The organism is Micromonospora sp. AMSO1212t, from assembly GCF_008868145.1.
Taxonomy (GTDB): Bacteria; Actinomycetota; Actinomycetes; order Mycobacteriales; family Micromonosporaceae; genus Micromonospora; species Micromonospora tulbaghiae.
This window is the reverse complement of record NZ_WBKS01000048.1, coordinates 1-19,005: the sequence shown is the minus strand read 5'-3', so window position 1 is coordinate 19,005 and position 19,005 is coordinate 1. Positions and strand designations below refer to the sequence as shown.

General features: G+C 72.1%; 17 protein-coding genes. 10 read left to right on the top strand and 7 right to left on the bottom strand.

Going from position 1 to position 19,005, the window contains the following annotated elements:
* The first annotated feature begins 24 nt into the window (after nt 1–24).
* From F8279_RS14850 to F8279_RS14840, 3 genes are read left to right on the top strand one after another with little or no spacing between them, the layout of a single operon-like run.
* A complete protein-coding gene (locus tag F8279_RS14850; protein ID WP_151500263.1) occupies nt 25–1,098 on the top strand; it encodes a S8 family serine peptidase in 1,074 nt (357 codons plus the stop codon).
* A gap of 10 nt (nt 1,099–1,108) precedes the next feature.
* On the top strand, nt 1,109–1,765 hold the full coding sequence (locus tag F8279_RS14845; protein WP_151500262.1) for a nucleoside triphosphate pyrophosphatase: 657 nt from the start codon (nt 1,109–1,111) through the stop codon (nt 1,763–1,765).
* Between the two features lie 9 nt (nt 1,766–1,774).
* The gene (locus F8279_RS14840; RefSeq protein WP_091415544.1) at nt 1,775–2,428 is read left to right on the top strand and encodes an O-methyltransferase; all 654 of its coding nucleotides are present in this window, start codon (nt 1,775–1,777) and stop codon (nt 2,426–2,428) included.
* A 45-nt stretch (nt 2,429–2,473) separates the two neighbouring features.
* Here the strand turns inward: F8279_RS14840 and F8279_RS14835 are convergent, their stop codons facing one another.
* The 4 genes from F8279_RS14835 to F8279_RS14820 form a co-directional block, all read right to left on the bottom strand.
* The gene (locus tag F8279_RS14835; RefSeq protein ID WP_151500261.1) at nt 2,474–3,787 is read right to left on the bottom strand and encodes a sugar MFS transporter; all 1,314 of its coding nucleotides are present in this window, start codon (nt 3,785–3,787) and stop codon (nt 2,474–2,476) included.
* Nucleotides 3,788–3,849: 62 nt separating this feature from the next.
* Nucleotides 3,850–4,605 carry an ABC transporter permease gene (locus tag F8279_RS14830; protein ID WP_091415538.1) on the bottom strand — a complete coding sequence of 252 codons (756 nt, stop codon included), beginning with the start codon at nt 4,603–4,605 and terminating at the stop codon, nt 3,850–3,852.
* Nucleotides 4,606–4,622: 17 nt separating this feature from the next.
* Entirely contained in the window at nt 4,623–5,582 is a 960-nt protein-coding gene (locus F8279_RS14825) for an ATP-binding cassette domain-containing protein (RefSeq protein ID WP_151500260.1), read from the bottom strand.
* Nucleotides 5,583–5,709: 127 nt separating this feature from the next.
* Nucleotides 5,710–6,300 carry a PadR family transcriptional regulator gene (locus F8279_RS14820; protein WP_151500275.1) on the bottom strand — a complete coding sequence of 197 codons (591 nt, stop codon included), beginning with the start codon at nt 6,298–6,300 and terminating at the stop codon, nt 5,710–5,712.
* A 132-nt stretch (nt 6,301–6,432) separates the two neighbouring features.
* Here F8279_RS14820 and F8279_RS14815 point away from each other — a divergent pair, with 132 nt between their 5' ends.
* Nucleotides 6,433–8,184: a biotin carboxylase N-terminal domain-containing protein gene (locus tag F8279_RS14815; RefSeq protein WP_151500259.1), complete on the top strand. Its 1,752-nt coding sequence runs from the start codon at nt 6,433–6,435 to the stop codon at nt 8,182–8,184.
* Nucleotides 8,185–8,254: 70 nt separating this feature from the next.
* Nucleotides 8,255–9,694 carry a GuaB1 family IMP dehydrogenase-related protein gene (locus F8279_RS14810; protein ID WP_151500258.1) on the top strand — a complete coding sequence of 480 codons (1,440 nt, stop codon included), beginning with the start codon at nt 8,255–8,257 and terminating at the stop codon, nt 9,692–9,694.
* Between the two features lie 13 nt (nt 9,695–9,707).
* On the opposite strand, the gene F8279_RS14805 is transcribed toward F8279_RS14810, so the two are convergent.
* Nucleotides 9,708–10,247 (bottom strand): TetR/AcrR family transcriptional regulator, encoded by a 540-nt coding sequence (locus F8279_RS14805; RefSeq protein WP_151500257.1) that lies wholly within the window; start codon nt 10,245–10,247, stop codon nt 9,708–9,710.
* A gap of 84 nt (nt 10,248–10,331) precedes the next feature.
* Here F8279_RS14805 and F8279_RS14800 point away from each other — a divergent pair, with 84 nt between their 5' ends.
* Nucleotides 10,332–10,775, top strand: coding sequence for a DoxX family membrane protein (locus tag F8279_RS14800; protein WP_151500256.1), 444 nt, complete (start codon nt 10,332–10,334; stop codon nt 10,773–10,775).
* A gap of 48 nt (nt 10,776–10,823) precedes the next feature.
* Here the strand turns inward: F8279_RS14800 and F8279_RS14795 are convergent, their stop codons facing one another.
* The gene (locus F8279_RS14795; protein ID WP_151500255.1) at nt 10,824–12,446 is read right to left on the bottom strand and encodes a DHA2 family efflux MFS transporter permease subunit; all 1,623 of its coding nucleotides are present in this window, start codon (nt 12,444–12,446) and stop codon (nt 10,824–10,826) included.
* A 54-nt stretch (nt 12,447–12,500) separates the two neighbouring features.
* Here F8279_RS14795 and F8279_RS14790 point away from each other — a divergent pair, with 54 nt between their 5' ends.
* From F8279_RS14790 to F8279_RS14775, 4 genes are all read left to right on the top strand, one after another.
* Entirely contained in the window at nt 12,501–13,016 is a 516-nt protein-coding gene (locus F8279_RS14790) for a MarR family winged helix-turn-helix transcriptional regulator (RefSeq protein ID WP_151500254.1), read from the top strand.
* A gap of 61 nt (nt 13,017–13,077) precedes the next feature.
* Nucleotides 13,078–13,599, top strand: coding sequence for a MarR family winged helix-turn-helix transcriptional regulator (locus F8279_RS14785; protein WP_151500253.1), 522 nt, complete (start codon nt 13,078–13,080; stop codon nt 13,597–13,599).
* Complete coding sequence (locus tag F8279_RS14780; protein WP_151500252.1) at nt 13,593–15,326, top strand: ABC transporter ATP-binding protein; 1,734 nt, start codon at nt 13,593–13,595, stop codon at nt 15,324–15,326. Before F8279_RS14785 ends, F8279_RS14780 begins: the two co-directional genes overlap by 7 nt.
* A gap of 98 nt (nt 15,327–15,424) precedes the next feature.
* Nucleotides 15,425–17,392 carry an ABC transporter ATP-binding protein gene (locus F8279_RS14775; RefSeq protein ID WP_225853283.1) on the top strand — a complete coding sequence of 656 codons (1,968 nt, stop codon included), beginning with the start codon at nt 15,425–15,427 and terminating at the stop codon, nt 17,390–17,392.
* 70 nt (nt 17,393–17,462) lie between these two features.
* Here F8279_RS14775 and thrS read toward each other — a convergent pair whose 3' ends face one another.
* Entirely contained in the window at nt 17,463–18,680 is a 1,218-nt protein-coding gene (thrS, locus tag F8279_RS14770) for a threonine--tRNA ligase (protein WP_151500250.1), read from the bottom strand.
* Nucleotides 18,681–19,005: the final 325 nt, after the last annotated feature.

Below are 19,005 nucleotides of genomic sequence, written 5' to 3'. Positions count from 1 at the left end.
GCAGTACTGGCAACACTAGCAGTGTTGACGGTCGCGGCAGCAGCACCCACGCACCCAGAACTGAAGTCAACTCCGGCAAAGCAGTGGCATCTGCAATACTTGAAGGCGGCGCAGGCACATAATCTGACTCAAGGCGAAAACGTAACCGTCGCAGTTCTAGATACCGGCGTCTCCCCTCATCCCGACCTTTCGGAAAATTTGCTCGACGGCGCAGACCTGATCCGGGGCGGAACCATCGAAGGCCGAAGCGATTCGAGTGGGCATGGAACGGGCATGGCGGGCCTGATCGCGGCGACAGGCCGCGCAGGCTCCGCTCAGGGAATTGCACCGCGGTCGAAGGTTCTTCCGGTGGTAGTCACTCCGTCCGACGGCCGCGGCGACCCTGATGTGCTAGCAGAGGGCATAGACTTCGCCGCCTCCCAGGGCGCGAAGGTGATTAGCATCTCCAGCGTAGGTGGTACAAGCTCGAATCTGGTTCGAGCAATCCGCACCGCAATCGCGGCAGACATCACTATCGTTGCCGCTGCTGGAAACCGACCAGAGGATGCCTTTGTCGGCTACCCGGCCGTCGAGGAATCCGTAATTGCTGTTGGAGGAATAGACAGGGCAGGAAACCACGCAGCGGTCTCGGTTGCCGGGCCGGAAATTGATGTCGTAGCGCCGGCCGTCGACATATACAGCACCGGGCTCAACGGGGGCTATCGAGTCGGCACCGGCACGTCGGATGCCACCGCGATCGTTGCCGGGGCTGCTGCTCTCATTCGCTCCAAGTACCCGAACCTTCCCGCCCAGGAAGTCGCCCACCGGCTGACCGCCACCGCCGTCGACAAGGGACCACCCGGCCGGGACGACCAGTACGGCTACGGCGTCATTGATCTGGTCGCCGCGCTCACCGCCGACGTCCCCCCGCTCGGCTTCGAGTCCTCGAACGTCACGCCACCGGCATCTGCCGAGGCAGCCCCGGACAAGGGCGACGACAGCAGCGCGACCGTACGCGGGCTCGCCACCCTGGGTGTGCTGGTGGCGGCGGGCGGCGGGTACTTGTTCTGGCGGCGCCGCCGACGCGCCGACGACCCGCCGCCGAGGGTCAGCCGGTAGCGTCGGCGGGGTGTCGACCTCCGTACCGGTGCGCCTCGTGCTCGCCTCGCAGTCCCCCGCCCGCCGCAAGCTGCTCCAGGCCGCCGGGATCGAGCCTGACGTGCTGGTCAGCGGCGTGGACGAGTCGCAGGTGGTGAGCGATCGGGCCGAGGATCTGTGCCTCGAACTGGCCCGGCTGAAGACGCAGGCCGTACGCGATCGGCTGCGGCCCTCGCCGGACGAGCGCACGCTGGTGCTCGGTTGTGACTCGGTGCTCGCCTTCGACGGCGAAATCCTCGGCAAGCCTGATGACGCGGCCGACGCCACCCGGCGGTGGCAGCGGATGCGCGGGCGAAGCGGCGTCCTGCACACCGGGCACTGCCTGATCGATGTGACCCACGAGTCCCGGGCCGAGGCGGTCGCCTCGACGACCGTGCACTTCGCAGACGTCAGCGACGAGGAGATCGCCGCGTACGTGGCGACGGGTGAGCCGCTGGCGGTGGCCGGCGCGTTCACCATCGACGGGCTGGGCGGGGCGTTCCTGACCGGGATCGAGGGCGACCCGGGCACGGTGGTGGGGTTGTCCCTGCCGCTGCTGCGCCGGCTGCTCGCCGAGGTGGACCTGAGCATCGTCGACCTGTGGACGAAGGTCGCGCCCGGGGGCCAGGAGATCGAACATCTCGGCTAACGTCCGGACATGACCACGAAGCCGCTGCCGCTCACCCCGGAACTGCACGCCTACCTGGTGGCCCACGGCTCAGCGCCGGACGAGATCGTCCGGGAGCTGGCCGAGGAGACCCGGGCGGCCCTGCCCGCCGAGGCGGTCATGCAGGTCGCGCCGGAACAGGCGGCGTTCCTGACCTTCCTGACCCGGCTGCTCGGCGTACGGCAGGCGGTGGAGGTCGGCACGTTCACCGGCCTCTCCTCGCTGGCGATCGCCCGCGGGCTGGCCGAAGGCGGGCGGTTGACCTGCTTCGACATCTCCGAGGAGTACACGGGCGTGGCCCGGCGCTACTGGGAGCGCGCCGGTGTGCAGGACCGGATCGAGCTGCGCATCGGCCCGGCCGCCCAGACGCTGCGCGAGCTGCCCCGCGAGCGCTACCTGGACTTCGCGTTCATCGACGCCGACAAGGTCGGGTACCCGATCTACTGGGACGAGCTGGTGCCCCGTATGCGTCCCGGCGCGGTGATCGCCGTCGACAACACGCTGCGCGACGGCCGGGTGCTCGCCCCGCGCAACGCCGACGACCGGGCGATCGCCGCCTTCAACGACGCGGTGATCGCGGACGTCCGCGTCGAGGCGGTCATGCTGCCGATCGCCGACGGAGTCACGCTCGCCCGGGTGCTCTGAAACCGATCCCCGAGGCCGGGGGACGCATGCCGCCCAGGGACACGGTCAAGCCGGAAGGGCGGCTGGGCGCAGGGCGCGCCCCAGCCGCACCGTGAGCAGCACCGCTACCGCGATGAACACGGGCAGCAGCAGGAACGCCGGGTGCGGGCCGACGCCGTCGGCCACCCACCCGAGCGCCACCGGCGCGATCCCGAAACCCACACCCATCGAGTACGCCGACCAGCCCGCCGCCTTGTCGGCGGCCGGACCGGCCACGGCCAGCGCGATCGAGATCGCCAACGGGTAGTGCAGCGCGTTGCCGAGCCCGAGCACGACCAGCCCGGTGACCGCGAGCCAACCGACAGTGCTGGCCCAGAACAGCGCGAACCCGGCCAGCGAGACGGTGAGCGCGCCGAGCAGCAGCGGTACCGACGGCCAGCGCAACGCGGCCCGGCCACCGGCGATCCGGCCGGCGAACATGCCGCAGACGATCGCGGCTACCGCTGCCGATGCCCCGCCCGCGCTCAGCCCGGCGTGGGTCCGGAGCACGTCGGCGGTCCACAACGACAGGCAGACCTCGATCGACCCGGTGACGGACATCAGGACCCAGGCGATCCAGTACGCACGCGGCAGCCGCCCCGCCGAACCGGCGGCGGTGACGCCCGAAGCAGGAACGGCCGAAGCAGGAACGGTCGAAGCAGAGACGGAGGGAGCGGACACAGCGGCCTCGGAGACCCCGGATGCGGGGACGGCGGGCACCCGGGTGGAGGCGGCGACGGGGACCGGCGTGCCGACAGCCGCGACAGCGGGGGCGCGTTGCGGCACGCGTACCCGGAAAGTCAGGGCGGCGAGCGCTACCAGCGTGATCAGCCCGACCTCGACGGCCATCAGCGGTCGCCAGCCGAGACCGGCGTCGACGGTGAGGCCGATGGTCAGCGGCGCCAGGATGCCCATGCCGGCGCAGGCCGCGTTGGCCTCGGTGAGCGCGGCGGGGGCGGCGGTTCCGTGCCGGGCGGTGAGCACCACGCTCACACCGCTGACGACCATCATGCCGAAGGTGGCGATGACCGCGACGGCGGCGAGTGTGGCCGGTAGCGGGCGGAGCAGGCCGAGCGCGGTGACGCCGGCGGCGACGCCGGCGAGGCCGAGCCAGATGGCCGGGCCGCGGCCGAGGCGGCGGGCGACCGGGGCGAACAGCGCGCCGCCGGCGAGCGCGCCCACAGCGATGCCGGTGCTGTGCAGGCCGGCGACGGCGGCGCTGGTGCCCTGTTCGTCGCGGAGCAGGGGTACGACCGGGCCGAACCCGTAGAGGAAGAAGCCCCAGAGACCGAGCTGGGCGTAGGTCAGCCAGGTGAACCGGTCACGGATGAGGCGGGGCACCGGCCCACGCTACGCGCGTGACACCGGTGCCCCGTGCCTGCTGAGAGGTACGTCTCCCCTGCTCAGCGGACGCTGCGGGCGAACTGGCGGGCGGCCCAGAACACACCCGCGGCGGCGAGCACCGCGATGATGCCGAGGCCCTGCCAGACGCGGTCGTTGCCGAGGTCGCCGTTGAACAGCGCGCGGGTGCCCTCGACCGCCCAGGAGAACGGGTTCCACTTGGCGACGCCCTGGAGCCAGCCGGGGGCGAAGGTGAGCGGCAGCAGGATGCCGGAGAGCAGCAGCACCGGCTGCGCGACCGTGTTCATCAGTGGGGCGAGCGCGTCCTCGCTCTTGACCTTGAGCGCGATGCCGTAGGAGACGGCCGACGTCATCAGGGCGATGAGGGCGAGCATCAGGTACGCCAGGAGCAGGTAGCCGATGAACACGCGCAGGTCGAACGCGAGCGCCAGCAGCGTGATGATGATCGCCTGCGCGATCAGCGAGACCACGTCGCGCAGCGAGCGGCCGAGCAGCAGGGCGAGCCGGCTGACCGGGGTGACCCGGGAGCGTTCGATCACGCCGGCGCGCAGCTCGGCGATCAGGCCGAAGCCCTGGAACAGGCCGCCGAAGATGGCCAGCAGCACGAGCAGGCCGGGCACGAAGATCTTGTACGCGGCGGCCTGGGTGGGCGCGTTCAGCGCGGGCTTGAGCAGCGGGGCGAACAGGAGCAGGTACATCACCGGCTGGAAGACGCCGACGAAGATCCACACCGGGTTGCGCAGCAGCAGTTGCGTCTGGCGCTGGAAGATCAGCCAGGTGTCGCGGGCGAGTTTCATGACAGCTTCTCCGGGGGTCAGGACTCGCGCAGCGAGCGGCCGGTCTTGGTGAGGAAGACGTCGTCGAGGCTGGGGCGGTGCAGCTCGATCGAGCGCAGGTCGAGCCCGGCGTGGTCGAGGCGGCGCAGCACCTGCGGGATGGCGGTGGCGCCCTCGTCGACGTAGAGGCGCAGACCCCCCTCGTCGACGGTTTCCAGCTTGCTCACGTACGCCTCGGTGTCGAGCAGCTCGGCGGCGCGCGGGGTGGTCGGGGCGTCCAGGCCGACGATCACCACCTCGCCGGAGATCTCCCGCTTCAGCGCGGCCGGTGTCCCCTCGGCGACCACCTCGCCGTGATCCATGATCGCGATGCGGTCGCAGAGCGCGTCCGCCTCGTCCAGGTAGTGCGTGGTGATGAAGACGGTCATCCCCTCCGTACGCAGCCGGCGAATCTCGTCCCACATGTGCGCGCGGCTCTGCGGGTCGAGGCCGGTGGTCGGCTCGTCCAGGAAGACGATCTTCGGCTCGTGGATGATGCCGAGCGCGATCTCGACGCGCCGGCGCTGGCCGCCGGAGTAGGTCTTGCACTTGCGGTCGGCGTACTCGACGAGCTGGAACGCTTCGAGTGCGCGCTCGGCACGGCGGTGCGCGTCGGCCTTGCCGATGCCGTAGAGACGGGCCTGGAGCACCAGCTCCTCACGGGCGCTCGACTCGTCCCAGGTGCTGCCGCCCTGGGCCACGTACCCGATCCGGCGGCGCACCTCGGCCGGGTCCTTGCGCAGGTCGGCGCCGGCCACCGTGGCCTCGCCGCCGTCCGGCTCGATGAGCGTGGCGAGCATCCGCAACGTGGTGGTCTTGCCGGCGCCGTTGGGCCCGAGGAAGCCGAAGATCTCCCCCGCTGCGACGTCGAGGTCGACGCCGCGGACCGCGTCCACTGTCTTCGTCTCGCGACCCGCGCGGGAGCGGTACGACTTCCGCAACCCCCTGGTCTCGATCATTTCTGCTCCTGGTCGTCCGGGCGGACCTGAACGGCCGCCGATCGTCCGCGAGGACGCACGAATCCCCCGCGATTCCCGCTGAGGCTAACGCGATATAGCTCTTTTGGTCAACGTTGATTATGTCGTGTCACCGAGATCCGTCGGACCAGCCCGACCAGCCCTCGGCCCGCTCCATCCCATCGGGCAGGTACGACACCCCCGACTCGATCCGCTCCGCGATCCGCTCGCACCAGGCCGACTCCGCCTCGGCGCGGGCCAGCCACAGCTCGAACATCCACCCGACGTGCACCGGCTTGCGGGTGCGCACCCAGTCCGAGTCGAGCGAGGCGCGCGTCGACTCGACCCCGGCGCGCAGCAGGTTGGCCCGGTTGCGCAGCGCCGCCGCCGCCTCCTCACGCGGCATCGCCGGCAGGAACGAGAACGCCGCCACGAAGGGGTCCGGCAGCTCGTGGAGCTGCCACCACTGCGCCCGCAGCAACGTCTCGAACTCGTCTTCCCCCTTCGCTGTCACCTCGTACGTGGTGCGCGCCGGACGGGCGCCCACCTGCTCGACCGAGACGGTCCGGAGCAGGCCCTCGTCGGTGAGTTTGCGCAGCGCGTGGTAGATCGAACCGGGCTGCACGTTGGCCCACTTGTCCGCACTCCAGCTCAGCAACTCACGGCGCACGTCGTAGCCGTGCACCGGCTGCATCCACCTGACCAGGCCGAGAATCATCATCCGCGTTGCCGACACGGGACAAGCGTAATAACCAAGTTTGACTACAGTGCGGCATCCCACACTGAGCGATCGTTAGGCCCCGCAGCTCGGCCGCTAAACTCCCGGCAACGACCTCCCGGGAGGAGCCACAAGGTGCGCAAGGTTCTCATCGCCAACCGCGGCGAGATCGCCGTCCGCGTCATCCGCGCCTGCCGCGACGCCGGGCTGGCCAGCGTCGCCGTCTACGCGGACTCCGACCGGGACGCCCTGCACGCCACGCTCGCCGACGAGGCGTACGCCCTCGGCGGCGACACCGCCGCCGACAGCTACCTGCGCATCGACAAGCTGATCGACGTGGCGGCCCGCTCCGGCGCGGACGCGGTGCACCCCGGCTACGGCTTCCTCTCCGAGAACGCCGACTTCGCCCAGGCCGTCATCGACGCCGGGCTGACCTGGGTCGGCCCCACCCCGCAGGCGATCCGCGACCTGGGCGACAAGGTGACCGCCCGGCACATCGCGCAGCGGGCCGGCGCGCCGCTGGTGCCCGGCACCCCGGACCCGGTGGGCAACGCGGACGAGGTGATGGCGTTCGCCGTCGACCACGGCCTGCCGGTCGCCATCAAGGCCGCCTTCGGCGGTGGCGGGCGCGGCCTGAAGGTCGCCCGCACCATGGAGGAGATCCCGCACCTGTTCGAGTCGGCCACCCGCGAGGCGGTCGCCGCGTTCGGCCGGGGCGAGTGCTTCGTCGAGCGCTACCTGGACAAGCCGCGCCACGTCGAGGCGCAGGTGCTGGCCGACCAGCACGGCAACGTGATCGTGGTGGGCACCCGGGACTGCTCGTTGCAGCGCCGCCACCAGAAGCTGGTCGAGGAGGCGCCCGCGCCGTTCCTCACCGACGCCCAGCGCGCCCAGATCCACGACAGCGCCAAGGCCATCTGCCGCGAGGCCGGCTACCACGGCGCCGGCACCGTGGAATACCTGGTCGGCGTGGACGGCACGATCTCGTTCCTGGAGGTCAACACGCGGCTCCAGGTCGAGCACCCGGTCACCGAGGAGACCGCCGGCATCGACCTGGTGCGCGAGCAGTTCCGCATCGCCGACGGGGAGAAGCTGCGCTTCACCGAGGACCCGACACCGCGCGGGCACGCCATCGAGTTCCGGATCAACGGTGAGGACCCGGGCCGCAACTTCCTGCCGGCACCGGGCACCGTCACGGCCCTGCGCCTGCCCTCCGGGCCGGGCGTGCGGGTGGACACCGGCATCTCGGCCGGCGACGTGATCGGCGGCAACTTCGACTCGCTGCTGGCCAAGGTGATCATCGTCGGCGAGACGCGTACCGAAGCGCTGGAGCGTGCCCGCCGCGCGCTCGACGAGATGGTGGTCGACGGCATGGCGACCGCGCTGCCCTTCCACCGCCTGGTGATCCGCGACGAGGCGTTCACCGCCGAGCCGTTCACCGTGCACACCCGGTGGATCGAGACCGAGTGGGACAACACCGTCCCGGCCTTCACCGCCACCGCGGGCGCCGCCGACGAGCCGGCCGAGCGCGAGACCGTCGTGGTCGAGGTGGGCGGCAAGCGGCTGGAGGTCGTCCTTCCCGCCGGGCTCGGCGGGGGTACGGCGGCAGCCGCGCCCGCCGCGAAGAAGCCGGCCCGCCGGGGCGGCGGGGGCAAGGCGGGCGCCGCGGTCAGCGGTGACACGCTCACCTCCCCCATGCAGGGCACGATCGTGAAGATCGCCGTCGCGGACGGCGACGAGGTGGCCGAGGGCGACCTGGTCGTGGTGCTGGAGGCGATGAAGATGGAGCAGCCGCTGCACGCGCACAAGGCCGGCACGGTGAGCGGGCTCGCGGCCGAGGTCGGCGCGGTGATCACCGCCGGCGCGGCGATCTGCACCATCGCCTGACGACGCCAGCCGGGGGTGGTGTGAGCCACCACCGGCGGCAGGACCGCGCCCGGGCGGGAATGATGGCCGGGTGCGGTTCCTTCACGGCGCGGTCCCCGCGCACGACCTGACCTACAACGACGTCTTCATGGCGCCCAACCGTTCCGAGGTGGGCTCCCGGCTCGACGTCGACCTGGCCACCACCGACGGGACCGGCACCACGATCCCGCTCGTGGTGGCGAACATGACAGCCGTCGCGGGCCGGCGGATGGCCGAGACCGTGGCGCGGCGCGGTGCGGTGACGGTGATCCCCCAGGACATCCCGATCGAGGTCGTCGCCGACGTGGTCGGCTGGGTCAAGCAGCGGCACCTGGTGCACGACACGGCGATCACGCTCGGCCCGACCGACACCGTCGGCGACGCCATCCACCTGTTGCCCAAGCGCTCGCACGGCGCGGTGGTCGTGGTCGACGCGGACGGCCGGCCGATGGGTGTGGTGACCGAGGCGGACACCGTCGGGGTGGACCGCTTCGCCCAGCTCCGGCACGTGATGTCGACCGAGCTGCACACCGTTCCGGCGGACGCGGACCCGCGTACCGGATTCGACCGGCTGTCGGCGGGCCGGCGGCGGCTCGCGCCGGTGGTGGACGGCGACGGCCGCCTGGTCGGGGTGCTGACCCGGCAGGGCGCGCTGCGCGCCACGCTCTACAAGCCCGCGATGGACGACCGGGGCCGGCTGCGGATCGCCGCCGCCGTGGGCATCAACGGCGACGTCACCGGCAAGGCCGCCGCGCTGCTGGAGGCGGGGGTGGACACGCTCGTCGTGGACACCGCGCACGGGCACCAGGAGCGGATGCTCCAGGCGCTGCGGGCGGTCCGCCGCCTGGACCCGCCGGTGCCGGTGGCGGCCGGGAACGTGGTGACCGCCGACGGCGTACGGGACCTGGTGGACGCGGGCGCGGACATCGTGAAGGTGGGCGTCGGGCCGGGCGCGATGTGCACCACCCGGATGATGACCGGCGTCGGCCGCCCGCAGTTCTCCGCAGTGCTCGACTGCGCCGCGGCGGCCCGCTCGCTGGGGCGGCACGTCTGGGCCGACGGCGGCGTACGGCACCCGCGGGACGTGGCGCTGGCGCTCGCCGCGGGCGCCTCGAACGTGATGATCGGCTCCTGGTTCGCCGGCACCTACGAGTCCCCCGGCGACCTCTACACCGACGCCGACGGGCGGCGCTACAAGGAGAGCTTCGGCATGGCGTCGTCGCGCGCGGTGAGCGCCCGGACGGCCGAGGACAGCGCGTTCGACAGGGCCCGGAAGGCGATCTTCGAGGAGGGCATCTCCTCGGCCCGGATGTATCTGGACCCGAACCGGCCCGGCGTCGAGGACCTGATCGACGAGATCATCTCGGGCGTGCGCAGCGCGTTCACGTACGCGGGGGCGCGCAGCCTGGAGGAGTTCCACGAGCGGGCGTTCGTCGGCGTGCAGAGCGCCGCCGGGTACACCGAGGGGATGCCGCTGCCGACGAGCTGGTGACGCCCCGCCGGGCTCAACTGAACAACCGCCGGATCACGGTACGGGCGGCGGCCTCCGGGTCGTCGCCCACCCGGGGCGGCAGCGCGCCGGAGAGCCAGAGCGTGGCGAAGCCGTGCACGATCGACCAGGCGGCCAGCGCGTCCGCGTCCGGCTCCCGCCCGGTGCGCCGGGCCACCCCGCCGCGCAGCAGTTCCCCCGCCCGCTCGCGGGCGGCGACCAGCTCCGGGTCGTCGGCCCGGTACAGCTCGGGCCGGAACATCACGTCGAAGTGCGCCCGGTGCCGCGCCGCGAACCCGACGTAGGCCACACCGGTGTCGAGCAGGTCGTCCCCGGCCTGCCGCAAGGCGTCGGCGAGCAGGTCGAAGCCCTGGGTGGCGAGCGCGGTGAGCAGCCCGGCCTTGTCGCCGAAGTGGTGCGCGGGCGCGGCGTGCGAGACCCCGGCGCGCCGGGCCAGCTCACGCAGGCTCAGCGCGGCCGGCCCGGACTCGGCGATCGCCTCGGCCGCGGTGCTCAGCAGGACGCGACGGAGGTCGCCGTGGTGATACGAGGCCATGCCGCCACCCTAACTTGTCATTGACAAGATGGCACTCGTCGCGCAATCTTGTCATCGACAAGATGCTCGTCGGAGGGATTGACAATGGCGCCCCTGATCGCACTCCTCGCCGGCACCGCGCTGGCCCGCGTCGCCGGCCTGCTCGGCGTGGACGCCCTGGACGGGTGGCACCCCGCGCTGCGGGTCGGGCTGGCGCTGATGTTCGTGCTGACCGGCGTGGCCCACTTCGCGTCCCGCCGGGCCGACCTGATCGCGATGGTCCCGCCGTCGCTGCCGCGGCCCGGCCTGCTGGTCACCGTGACCGGCGTGCTGGAACTCGCCGGCGCGCTCGCGCTGCTGTTCCCGGCCACCGCGCGTTGGGCGGCGGCCGGGCTGGCGCTGCTGATGCTCGCCATGTTCCCGGCGAACGTGTCCGCCGCGCGGCGTCGCCTCACGCTCGCCGGCCGTCCGGTGACCCCGCTCGGCGTGCGTACGGTGCTCCAGGTCGTCTTCGTGGCCGCCGCGCTGGCGGTGGCCCTCGGCGGATGAGCCCGGCGGGCCGGCGGGCCGCAGCCGGGCGGGGCCGCCCGGCGCGGCTCAGGCCCGGGACGGCTCCGCTTCGGTGGACTGGGATTCCCCGGTCTCCCCGTGGCGAACGGTCGGCAGGCGCAGGCAGGCGACCAGGCCGATCAGCAGGAATCCGGCTCCGGCGAAGGCCGCGTACCGGGTGGCGTCGGAGAACGCCGCCTTCGCCTCCGCGGCGATCGGGGCGGTACGCGGGTCCGCCTCCAGCCCGCCGATCGCCGCGCCCGCGCTCTCCTTGACCGCACTCACCACCTGGTCCCGCTGTGCCGGGGTGAGTCCCGGCTGGTCGGCCAGGCGGTCGCCGAGCAGCCCGCCGAGACCGGCGAAGAGCACGGTGCCGAGCACCGCGATGCCGAGCGCGGAACCGACCTGCCGGGCGGTGCTCTGCAGGCCCGAACCCTGGCCGCTGCGGCGCACCGGCACCTGCGACAGCGAGACGCCGGTGAGCTGGGCGGTGGCCAGGCCGACGCCGACGCCGTACACGAACAGGAAGCCCAGCGGCGCCCACCATCTGGTGTCCGGCGCGACCACGAACCCGAGCCCGGCGACGCCGACCAGCTCGGCGGCGACGCCGAGCTGGACCACCCGGGCCGCACCCCAGCGCTGGGTCAGCGGCGCGCCGATGCCGCTGGCCAGGAAGCTGCCGACGGCGAGCGGCAGCAGCGCCAGGCCGGTCCGGAAGGCGCTGTAGCCGAGGACGTTCTGGAACCACAGCGGCAGCGCGAACAGCAGGCCGAACTCGCCCAGGCTGACGATCGCAGCGGCCAGGATGCCGTTGCGGAACGAGCCGATGCCGAACAGCGACAGGTCGAGCAGCGCCGGGCGGCCGGCCCGGTTGCGACGTACCTGCTGGGCCAGGAAGATCCCGAGCGCGACGAGGCCGACCAGCGCGGCCACCGGCACCGGCGAGATCGACGCGGTCCAGTCCAGCCCGAACAGGCGCAACGGTCGCTCCCGCTCCCACCAGCCGTAGGTGCGGCCCTCGATCAGCGCGAAGACCACGCCGGTCATGCCGATCACCGAGAGCAGCGCGCCGAGCAGGTCCAGCCCGCGCTCGGCGTGTTCGTCGCGGGACTCGGCCACGAGCACGAGCGTCGCCACGATCACGGCCAGGCTGACCGGGACGTTGATGCCGAAGGCCCACCGCCAGGAGTACGTGGTGGTGAGCCAGCCGCCGAGCAGCGGCCCGAGCGCCGCCGCGCCACCGATCGTGGAGCCCCAGACGGCGAACGCGATGCCCTTCTCCCGGCCGGTGAAGTTGGCGTTGAGCAGGGAGAGCGAGGTGGGCAGCATCATCGCCCCGCCGACGCCCTGGAGCACCCGCGAGGCGATGAGCGTCTCGCCGGAGCCGGCGAGCGCCGCGAGCACGTTCGCGACCACGAACACGGTGACGCCGACGAGGAACATCCGCCGCCGCCCGGACCGGTCGGCGAAGCGGCCGGCGACCAGCAGCAACGCGGCGAAGACCAGGGTGTACGCCTCCTGCACCCACTGCGCGTCGGTGGAGGTGATGTCGAGGTCCCGGATGATCTGCGGCACCGCGACGTTCACGATCGTGGCATCCACGATGATCATCGCTACGCCGAGGCTGATGGCCAGCAGCCCGAACCAGCGTCCGCGCCCGTCGCCGCGCATGGCGTCCCCCCTTTAGCTAGATTTTCTAGCTACCCGAGATGCTAGCTTTATCCCATGGAGGGGGTGCCGTCAACCGGAGAGCCCGCGCCGGGCCCGCCGCCGAGCAGCGAGGCCTCCCGCGCGTTGCGCGACGTGCTGCGGATCGCCGGTGACACCCGGGCCGCGCTGGCCCGCCGCCTGGGCCTCAACGCGACCGACGCCGCGGCGATCGACCACCTGGTCTCCAGCCCGGAGCCGCTGGGCCCGGTCGAGCTGGGCAACCGGCTCGGCATCCGGTCCGCCTCGGCGACCACGCTCGTGGACCGGCTCGTGCAGGCCGGTCACGTCGCCCGCGCCCCGCACCCGCACGACAGGCGGCGGCTCAGCCTCCAGGTGACCGAGAGCGCCGTGGGCGAGGTGCTGGAGGCGCTGCGCCCGATGCTCGTCGGCATCGACCGGGCGGTCGCCCGGCTCACCCCGGAGCAGGCCGAGGCCACCACTGCGTTCCTGCGCGAGGTCACCGAGGTGATGCGGGAGTACGTCGCCACCACGCCGGACGAGCCGTCCCGGGCGCGCGCCGACCGCGGCTGAGGAGATTCTCAGAATTAGTTTGGGCCCTGATGGTTCGGGAGCTAATCTGACGCTCGTGAACATGGGCCCGCTCGTCCGCTTCCCCGACGCGTTGCACCACGCGCCACTCGGCCGGCTGACCTCGATCGCCGGTCACGTCGTCGAGCAGCACTGGGGGCGTTACCTGGCCGAACACCACGGGCTCACGTCCGCCGGCATGCGGGTCCTGATGATCCTCCTCCGCTCCGGCGACGTGAGCCACCGAGAAATGGCGGAGCTGTGCTTCGTCCGGCCCGCCACGCTCACCGGCATCGTGGACACCCTCGAACGCGACGGCTTCGTCAGCCGCCGTCGCGCGCCGGAGGACCGCCGTACGGTCCGGCTCACCCTGACCGACAAGGGCGGCGAGCACGCCCGCGCCATCATCGACATGATCCACAGCGACCGGCCGTTGACGTCGGTCGACGCCGACCCGGCCAAACGGGCGGTGATCCGCGAGTTCCTGATCGAAATCATCACCGGCATGTCCGACGGTGACCTCCGTCGGTTGAACCGGGACAGCGAGTCCGACACCGAGCCGCCAACGGGGAGCCATCCGTGTTGATCCGCCTGCTCCGCACACATCTGCACCCGTACCGACGATGGCTGGCCGCCGTGGTGGCGTTCCAGTTCGTCGGCACCATCGCCTCGCTCTACCTGCCCAGCCTGAACGCCGACATCATCGACCGGGGCGTCGCCGTCGGCGACACCGACCAGATCCTGCGTACGGGCGGGTGGATGCTGGTGGTCAGCCTGCTCCAGATCGCCTGCTCGATCGCCGCCGTCTACTTCGGCGCGAAGACCGCGATGGCGTTCGGCCGCGACGTACGTGGCTCGATCTTCCGGCGCGTCAACAGCTTCTCCGCCCGCGAGGTCGCCCGGTTCGGGGCGCCGTCCCTGATCACCCGCAACACCAACGACGTCCAGCAGGTGCAGATGCTGGTGCTGCTGAGCTGCACCATGCTGGTGGCCGCGCCGATCATGAGCGTCGGCGGCGTGGTGATGGCGCTGCGCGAGGACGTCGGGCTCTCCTGGCTGATGCTGGTCTGCGTACCGGTGCTCGCAGTCGCGCTGGGGCTGATCATCCGCCGCATGGTGCCGGGCTTCCGGCTCATGCAGACCCGGATCGACATCGTCAACCGGGTGCTGCGCGAGCAGATCACCGGCATCCGGGTGGTCCGGGCGTTCGTCCGCGAGCCGTACGAGACCGACCGGTTCCGGGTCGCGAACACCGACCTGACCACCACCGCGCTGCGGATCGGGCGGCTCCAGGCGCTGATCTTCCCGATCGTGATGCTGGTGCTGAACGTCTCCAGCGTCGCGGTGCTCTGGTTCGGCGCGGCGCGGGTCGACGCCGGTCAGATCCAGATCGGCGCGCTCACCGCGTTCCTGCAGTACCTGATGCAGATCCTGATGGCGGTCATGATGGCCACCTTCATGCTGATGATGGTGCCCCGGGCGGCGGTCTGCGCCGAGCGCATCGAGGAGGTGCTGGACACCGACTCGTCGGTCGTGCCGTCGACCGACCCGGTCACCGAGGTCACCGGCCGGGGCGAGCTGGAGTTGCGTGGCGCCGGATTCCAGTACCCGGGTGCCAGTGCCCCGGTGCTGCACGACATCTCGTTCCGGGCCGAGCCGGGCCGGACCACGGCGATCATCGGTTCCACCGGCGCCGGCAAGACCACGCTGCTGACGCTCATCCCCCGGCTGGTCGACCCGACCGCCGGCGCGGTCCTGGTCGACGGCGTGGACGTACGGGACCTCGCCCCGGACGAACTGTGGCGGCGGATCGGGCTGGTGCCCCAGCGGCCGTACCTGTTCACCGGCACCGTCGCCAGCAACCTGCGCTACGGCAACCCGGACGCCACCGATGCCGACCTGTGGGCCGCCCTGGAGATCGCCCAGGCGCGCGACTTCGTCGCCGACATGCCGGGCGGGCTGGAGGCGCCGATCGCGCAGGGCGGCACGAACGTCTCCGGTGGCCAGCGGCAACGCCTGGCGATCGCCCGCGCGCTCGTCCGCAAACCGGAGATCTATCTCTTCGACGACTCCTTCTCCGCGCTCGACCTCGGCACGGACGCCCGGCTGCGGGCCGCCCTCAAGCCGGTCACCGCGGACGCGGCGGTGGTGATCGTGGCCCAGCGGGTCTCCACGATCATCGACGCCGACCAGATCATCGTGCTCGAGGACGGGGGTGTCGTCGGGATGGGACGGCATGAGGAACTGCTGGAGAGCTGCCCCACGTACGCCGAGATCGTCGCGTCTCAGCAGACGGCGGAGGTGGCCGCGTGAGTGGGGGGAACGGCGGCACGCCGTCGGTACCGCAGCAGAAGAACGAACCGTCGCGACTACCTCCGGCCGGGCGGCGGCCCGGCGGCGGCCCGCCGCACATGAGCATGGGCATGCCGGCCGAGAAGGCGATGAACTTCGGGCCGTCGGCACGCCGTCTGCTGGGGCGGCTACGGCCGTACCGGCTCCAGCTCACCGGCGTGCTCGCGCTGGCCCTGGCCAGCGTCGGGCTCAGCGTCATCGGGCCGAAGGTGCTCGGCCACGCCACCGATCTGATCTTCAGCGGGGTGATCGGGCGGCAGTTGCCACCCGGCACCACCACCGAGGCGGCGGCGGAGGCGGCCCGCGCCGAGGGCAACGGCAACTTCGCCGACATGCTGGCCCGGATGGACGTGATCCCCGGCACCGGCATCGACTTCGACGCGCTGGGCCGGGTGCTCGCGTTCGCTGTCGTGCTCTACATCGGCGCGAGCATGCTCCAGTGGGCGCAGGGCTGGGTGCTCAACGGCGTGGTGCAGCGCACCGTGCTGACGCTGCGCGCCGACGTGGAGGACAAGCTCAACCGGCTGCCGCTGCCCTACTTCGACAAGCAGCCCCGCGGTGAGCTGCTCAGCCGGGTCACCAACGACATCGACAACGTGTCGCAGACGCTCCAGCAGACGCTGAGCCAGTTGCTCACGTCGCTGCTCACAGTCGTCGGCGTACTCGGGATGATGTTCTGGATCTCACCGCTGCTGGCGGTCGTCGCGCTCGTCGCGGTGCCGCTGTCGGTGGTGGTCACCGGCCAGATCGCCAAGCGGTCGCAGGGCAAGTTCATCGCCCAGTGGAAGCACACCGGCGAGCTGAACGGTCAGATCGAGGAGGCGTACACCGGGCACGAGCTGGTGAAGGTCTTCGGCCGGCAGAAGGAGGTCGAAGCCGCCTTCCACGCCAAGAACGAGGAACTGTTCCGGGCCGGCTTCGGCGCGCAGTTCGTCTCCGGGCTGATCATGCCGGCGATGTTCTTCATCGGGAACCTCAGCTACGTCGCGATCGCCGTGGTCGGCGGCCTGCGGGTGGCGTCGGGCTCGATGAGCCTCGGCGACGTGCAGGCGTTCATCCAGTACTCGCGACAGTTCACCCAGCCGCTCACCCAGGTCGCGTCGATGGCCAACCTGCTGCAGTCCGGGGTGGCCTCGGCCGAGCGCGTCTTCGCCGTGCTCGACGCCGGCGAGCAGAGCCCCGACCCGGCCGAGCCGGCCCGGGTCGCCGACCCGCACGGGCGGGTCGAGTTCGAACACGTCTCCTTCCGGTACGACCCGGAGAAGCCGCTCATCGACGACCTGTCGCTGGTCGCCGAGCCGGGTCACACGGTGGCCATCGTCGGTCCCACCGGCGCCGGCAAGACCACGCTGGTCAACCTGGTCATGCGGTTCTACGAGCTGGACGCCGGGCGGATCACGCTGGACGGGGTGGACATCTCCACGATGCGTCGCGACGACCTGCGCGGCCGGATCGGCATGGTGCTCCAGGACACCTGGCTGTTCGGCGGGACCATCCGGGACAACATCGCCTACGGCCGGCCGGACGCCACCGAGGAGGAGATCCTCGCCGCCGCCCGGGCGACGTTCGTGGACCGGTTCGTCCGCAGCCTGCCGGACGGCTACGACACCGTGATCGACGAGGAGGGCAGCAACGTCAGCGCCGGGGAGAAGCAGCTCATCACCATCGCCCGGGCGTTCCTGGCCGAGCCGTCGCTGCTGATCCTGGACGAGGCGACCAGCTCGGTGGACACCCGGACCGAGGTGCTGCTCCAGCGCGCCATGGCGGCGCTGCGCTCGGACCGGACGAGCTTCGTCATCGCGCACCGGCTGTCCACCATCCGCGACGCCGACCTGATCCTGATGATGGAGCAGGGCCGGATCGTCGAGCAGGGCACCCACGAACAGCTCGTCGCCGCCGGTGGCGCGTACGCCCGGCTCTACCGGGCGCAGTTCAGCGGCGCGGTGATCGAAGACGAGGTGCCGGCGCCCGCCCCGGCCGGTCCGCCGGGAATGCGTGCCGGCGCCGGCACGCCGGTCGGGAACTGACATGGACCCGGCCACAGGTCCGGCACCGGTCTCCGTCCGGGTGCCCTCCCGGCACCCGGACGGGCCGGAGTCAGGCCGGCGGGAGCAGCCCCGCCGACCGGCTCGCGACCACCGCGCCGACCAGGTCCAGCGCCTGCGCGACGGGCATCGGGTCGAGCACCCGGCCGTCGCGCAGGCGCAGCGAGACCGAGCCGTCGGCCGCCTCCCGAGGGCCGACCACGCCGGTGTACGGGACGCGGCGGCGGGACGCGTCCCGGATCCGGGCACCGAGCGAACCGGCGTGGTCGATCTCGGCCCGCAGCCCGGCCGCCTCGGCCCGGCGGGCCAGCCCGACGGCCGCGTCGGCCTGCGCCGCGTCCACCGGGAGCAGCAGCAACTGCACCGGGGCGTACCAGGCGGGGAAGGCGCCCTCGTGCACCTCGATCAGGTACGCGAACAGCCGCTCCATGCTGCCGACCAGGCTGCGGTGCACCATCACCGGCCGTTTCCGGCGGCCGTCCGAGTCGGTGTACGACAGGTCGAACCGCTCCGGCTTGTCGAAGTCAAGCTGGACGGTGGAGATGGTCGACTCCCGGCCGGCCGCGTCCACGAGCTGAACGTCGATCTTCGGGCCGTAGAACGCGGCCTCGCCCGGCGCCTCGACGACGTCCACCCCGTCGAGCGCGGCGCGGAGCAGTTCCTCGGCCCGCGCCCAGCCGGCGTCGTCGCCCACGTACCGGTGGCCCGGCCCGCGCAGCGACAACCGGAACCCGGCGGGACGGACACCGAGCGCGGCGTGCGCCTCGCCGATCAGCCGCAGGATCTCGCGGACCTCGTCGCCGACCTGCTCCAGCGCGCAGAAGTTGTGCGCGTCGTTGAGCGAGATGGCCCGCACCCGGGACAGCCCGCCGAGCACCCCGGAACGCTCCGCCCGGTACATCCCGCCCAGCTCGGCGATCCGCAGCGGCAGCTCCCGGTAGGAGCGGCCGCGGGCGCGGAACACGAGCGCGTGGTGCGGGCAGAGCGCCGGGCGCAGCACGAACTCGTCGTCGGCGCTCAGCCGCATCGGCGGGAACATGTCGTCGGCGAAGTAGCCCAGGTGCCCGGACAGCTCGAACAGCTCCCGTTTGCCCAGCGGCGGCGAGTAGACGTGCCGGTAGCCGGCCCGGCGCTCCAGCTCCCGGACGTACTCCTCGACGGCGTGCCGGGCGGCGGCGCCGGCCGGCAGCCAGATCGGCAGCCCGGCGCCCGCGAGCGGGTCGGAGACGAACAGCTCCAGGTCCCGGCCGAGCCTACGGTGGTCGATCATGTCGCTCTCCTTGATCGGGTACGACCCGGAGGCGAGCAGGCCGGGAACGCCGCGAGGCCCCGGAGCGGATCGCCCCGGGGCCTCGTCGACGGAAACGTCAGTGCGGCGCGCCGGGAACACCCGGCGTCGTGGTCACTACCGCTCTGCGCATGCCCCGACGGTAGGCGCGCGGGTGCCGACGGCGCATCTGAGTTTCGGAGAGAGGGTGCGGGTCGCCGACACGGGACCTGTCGGCGACCCGCCGCGGCCAGGGCATCGGGAACGGGGGACCCGACGGCTCCGGTGCCGCGTCCCGCCAACGGTACGCCGCGATCCGTCGATCCGC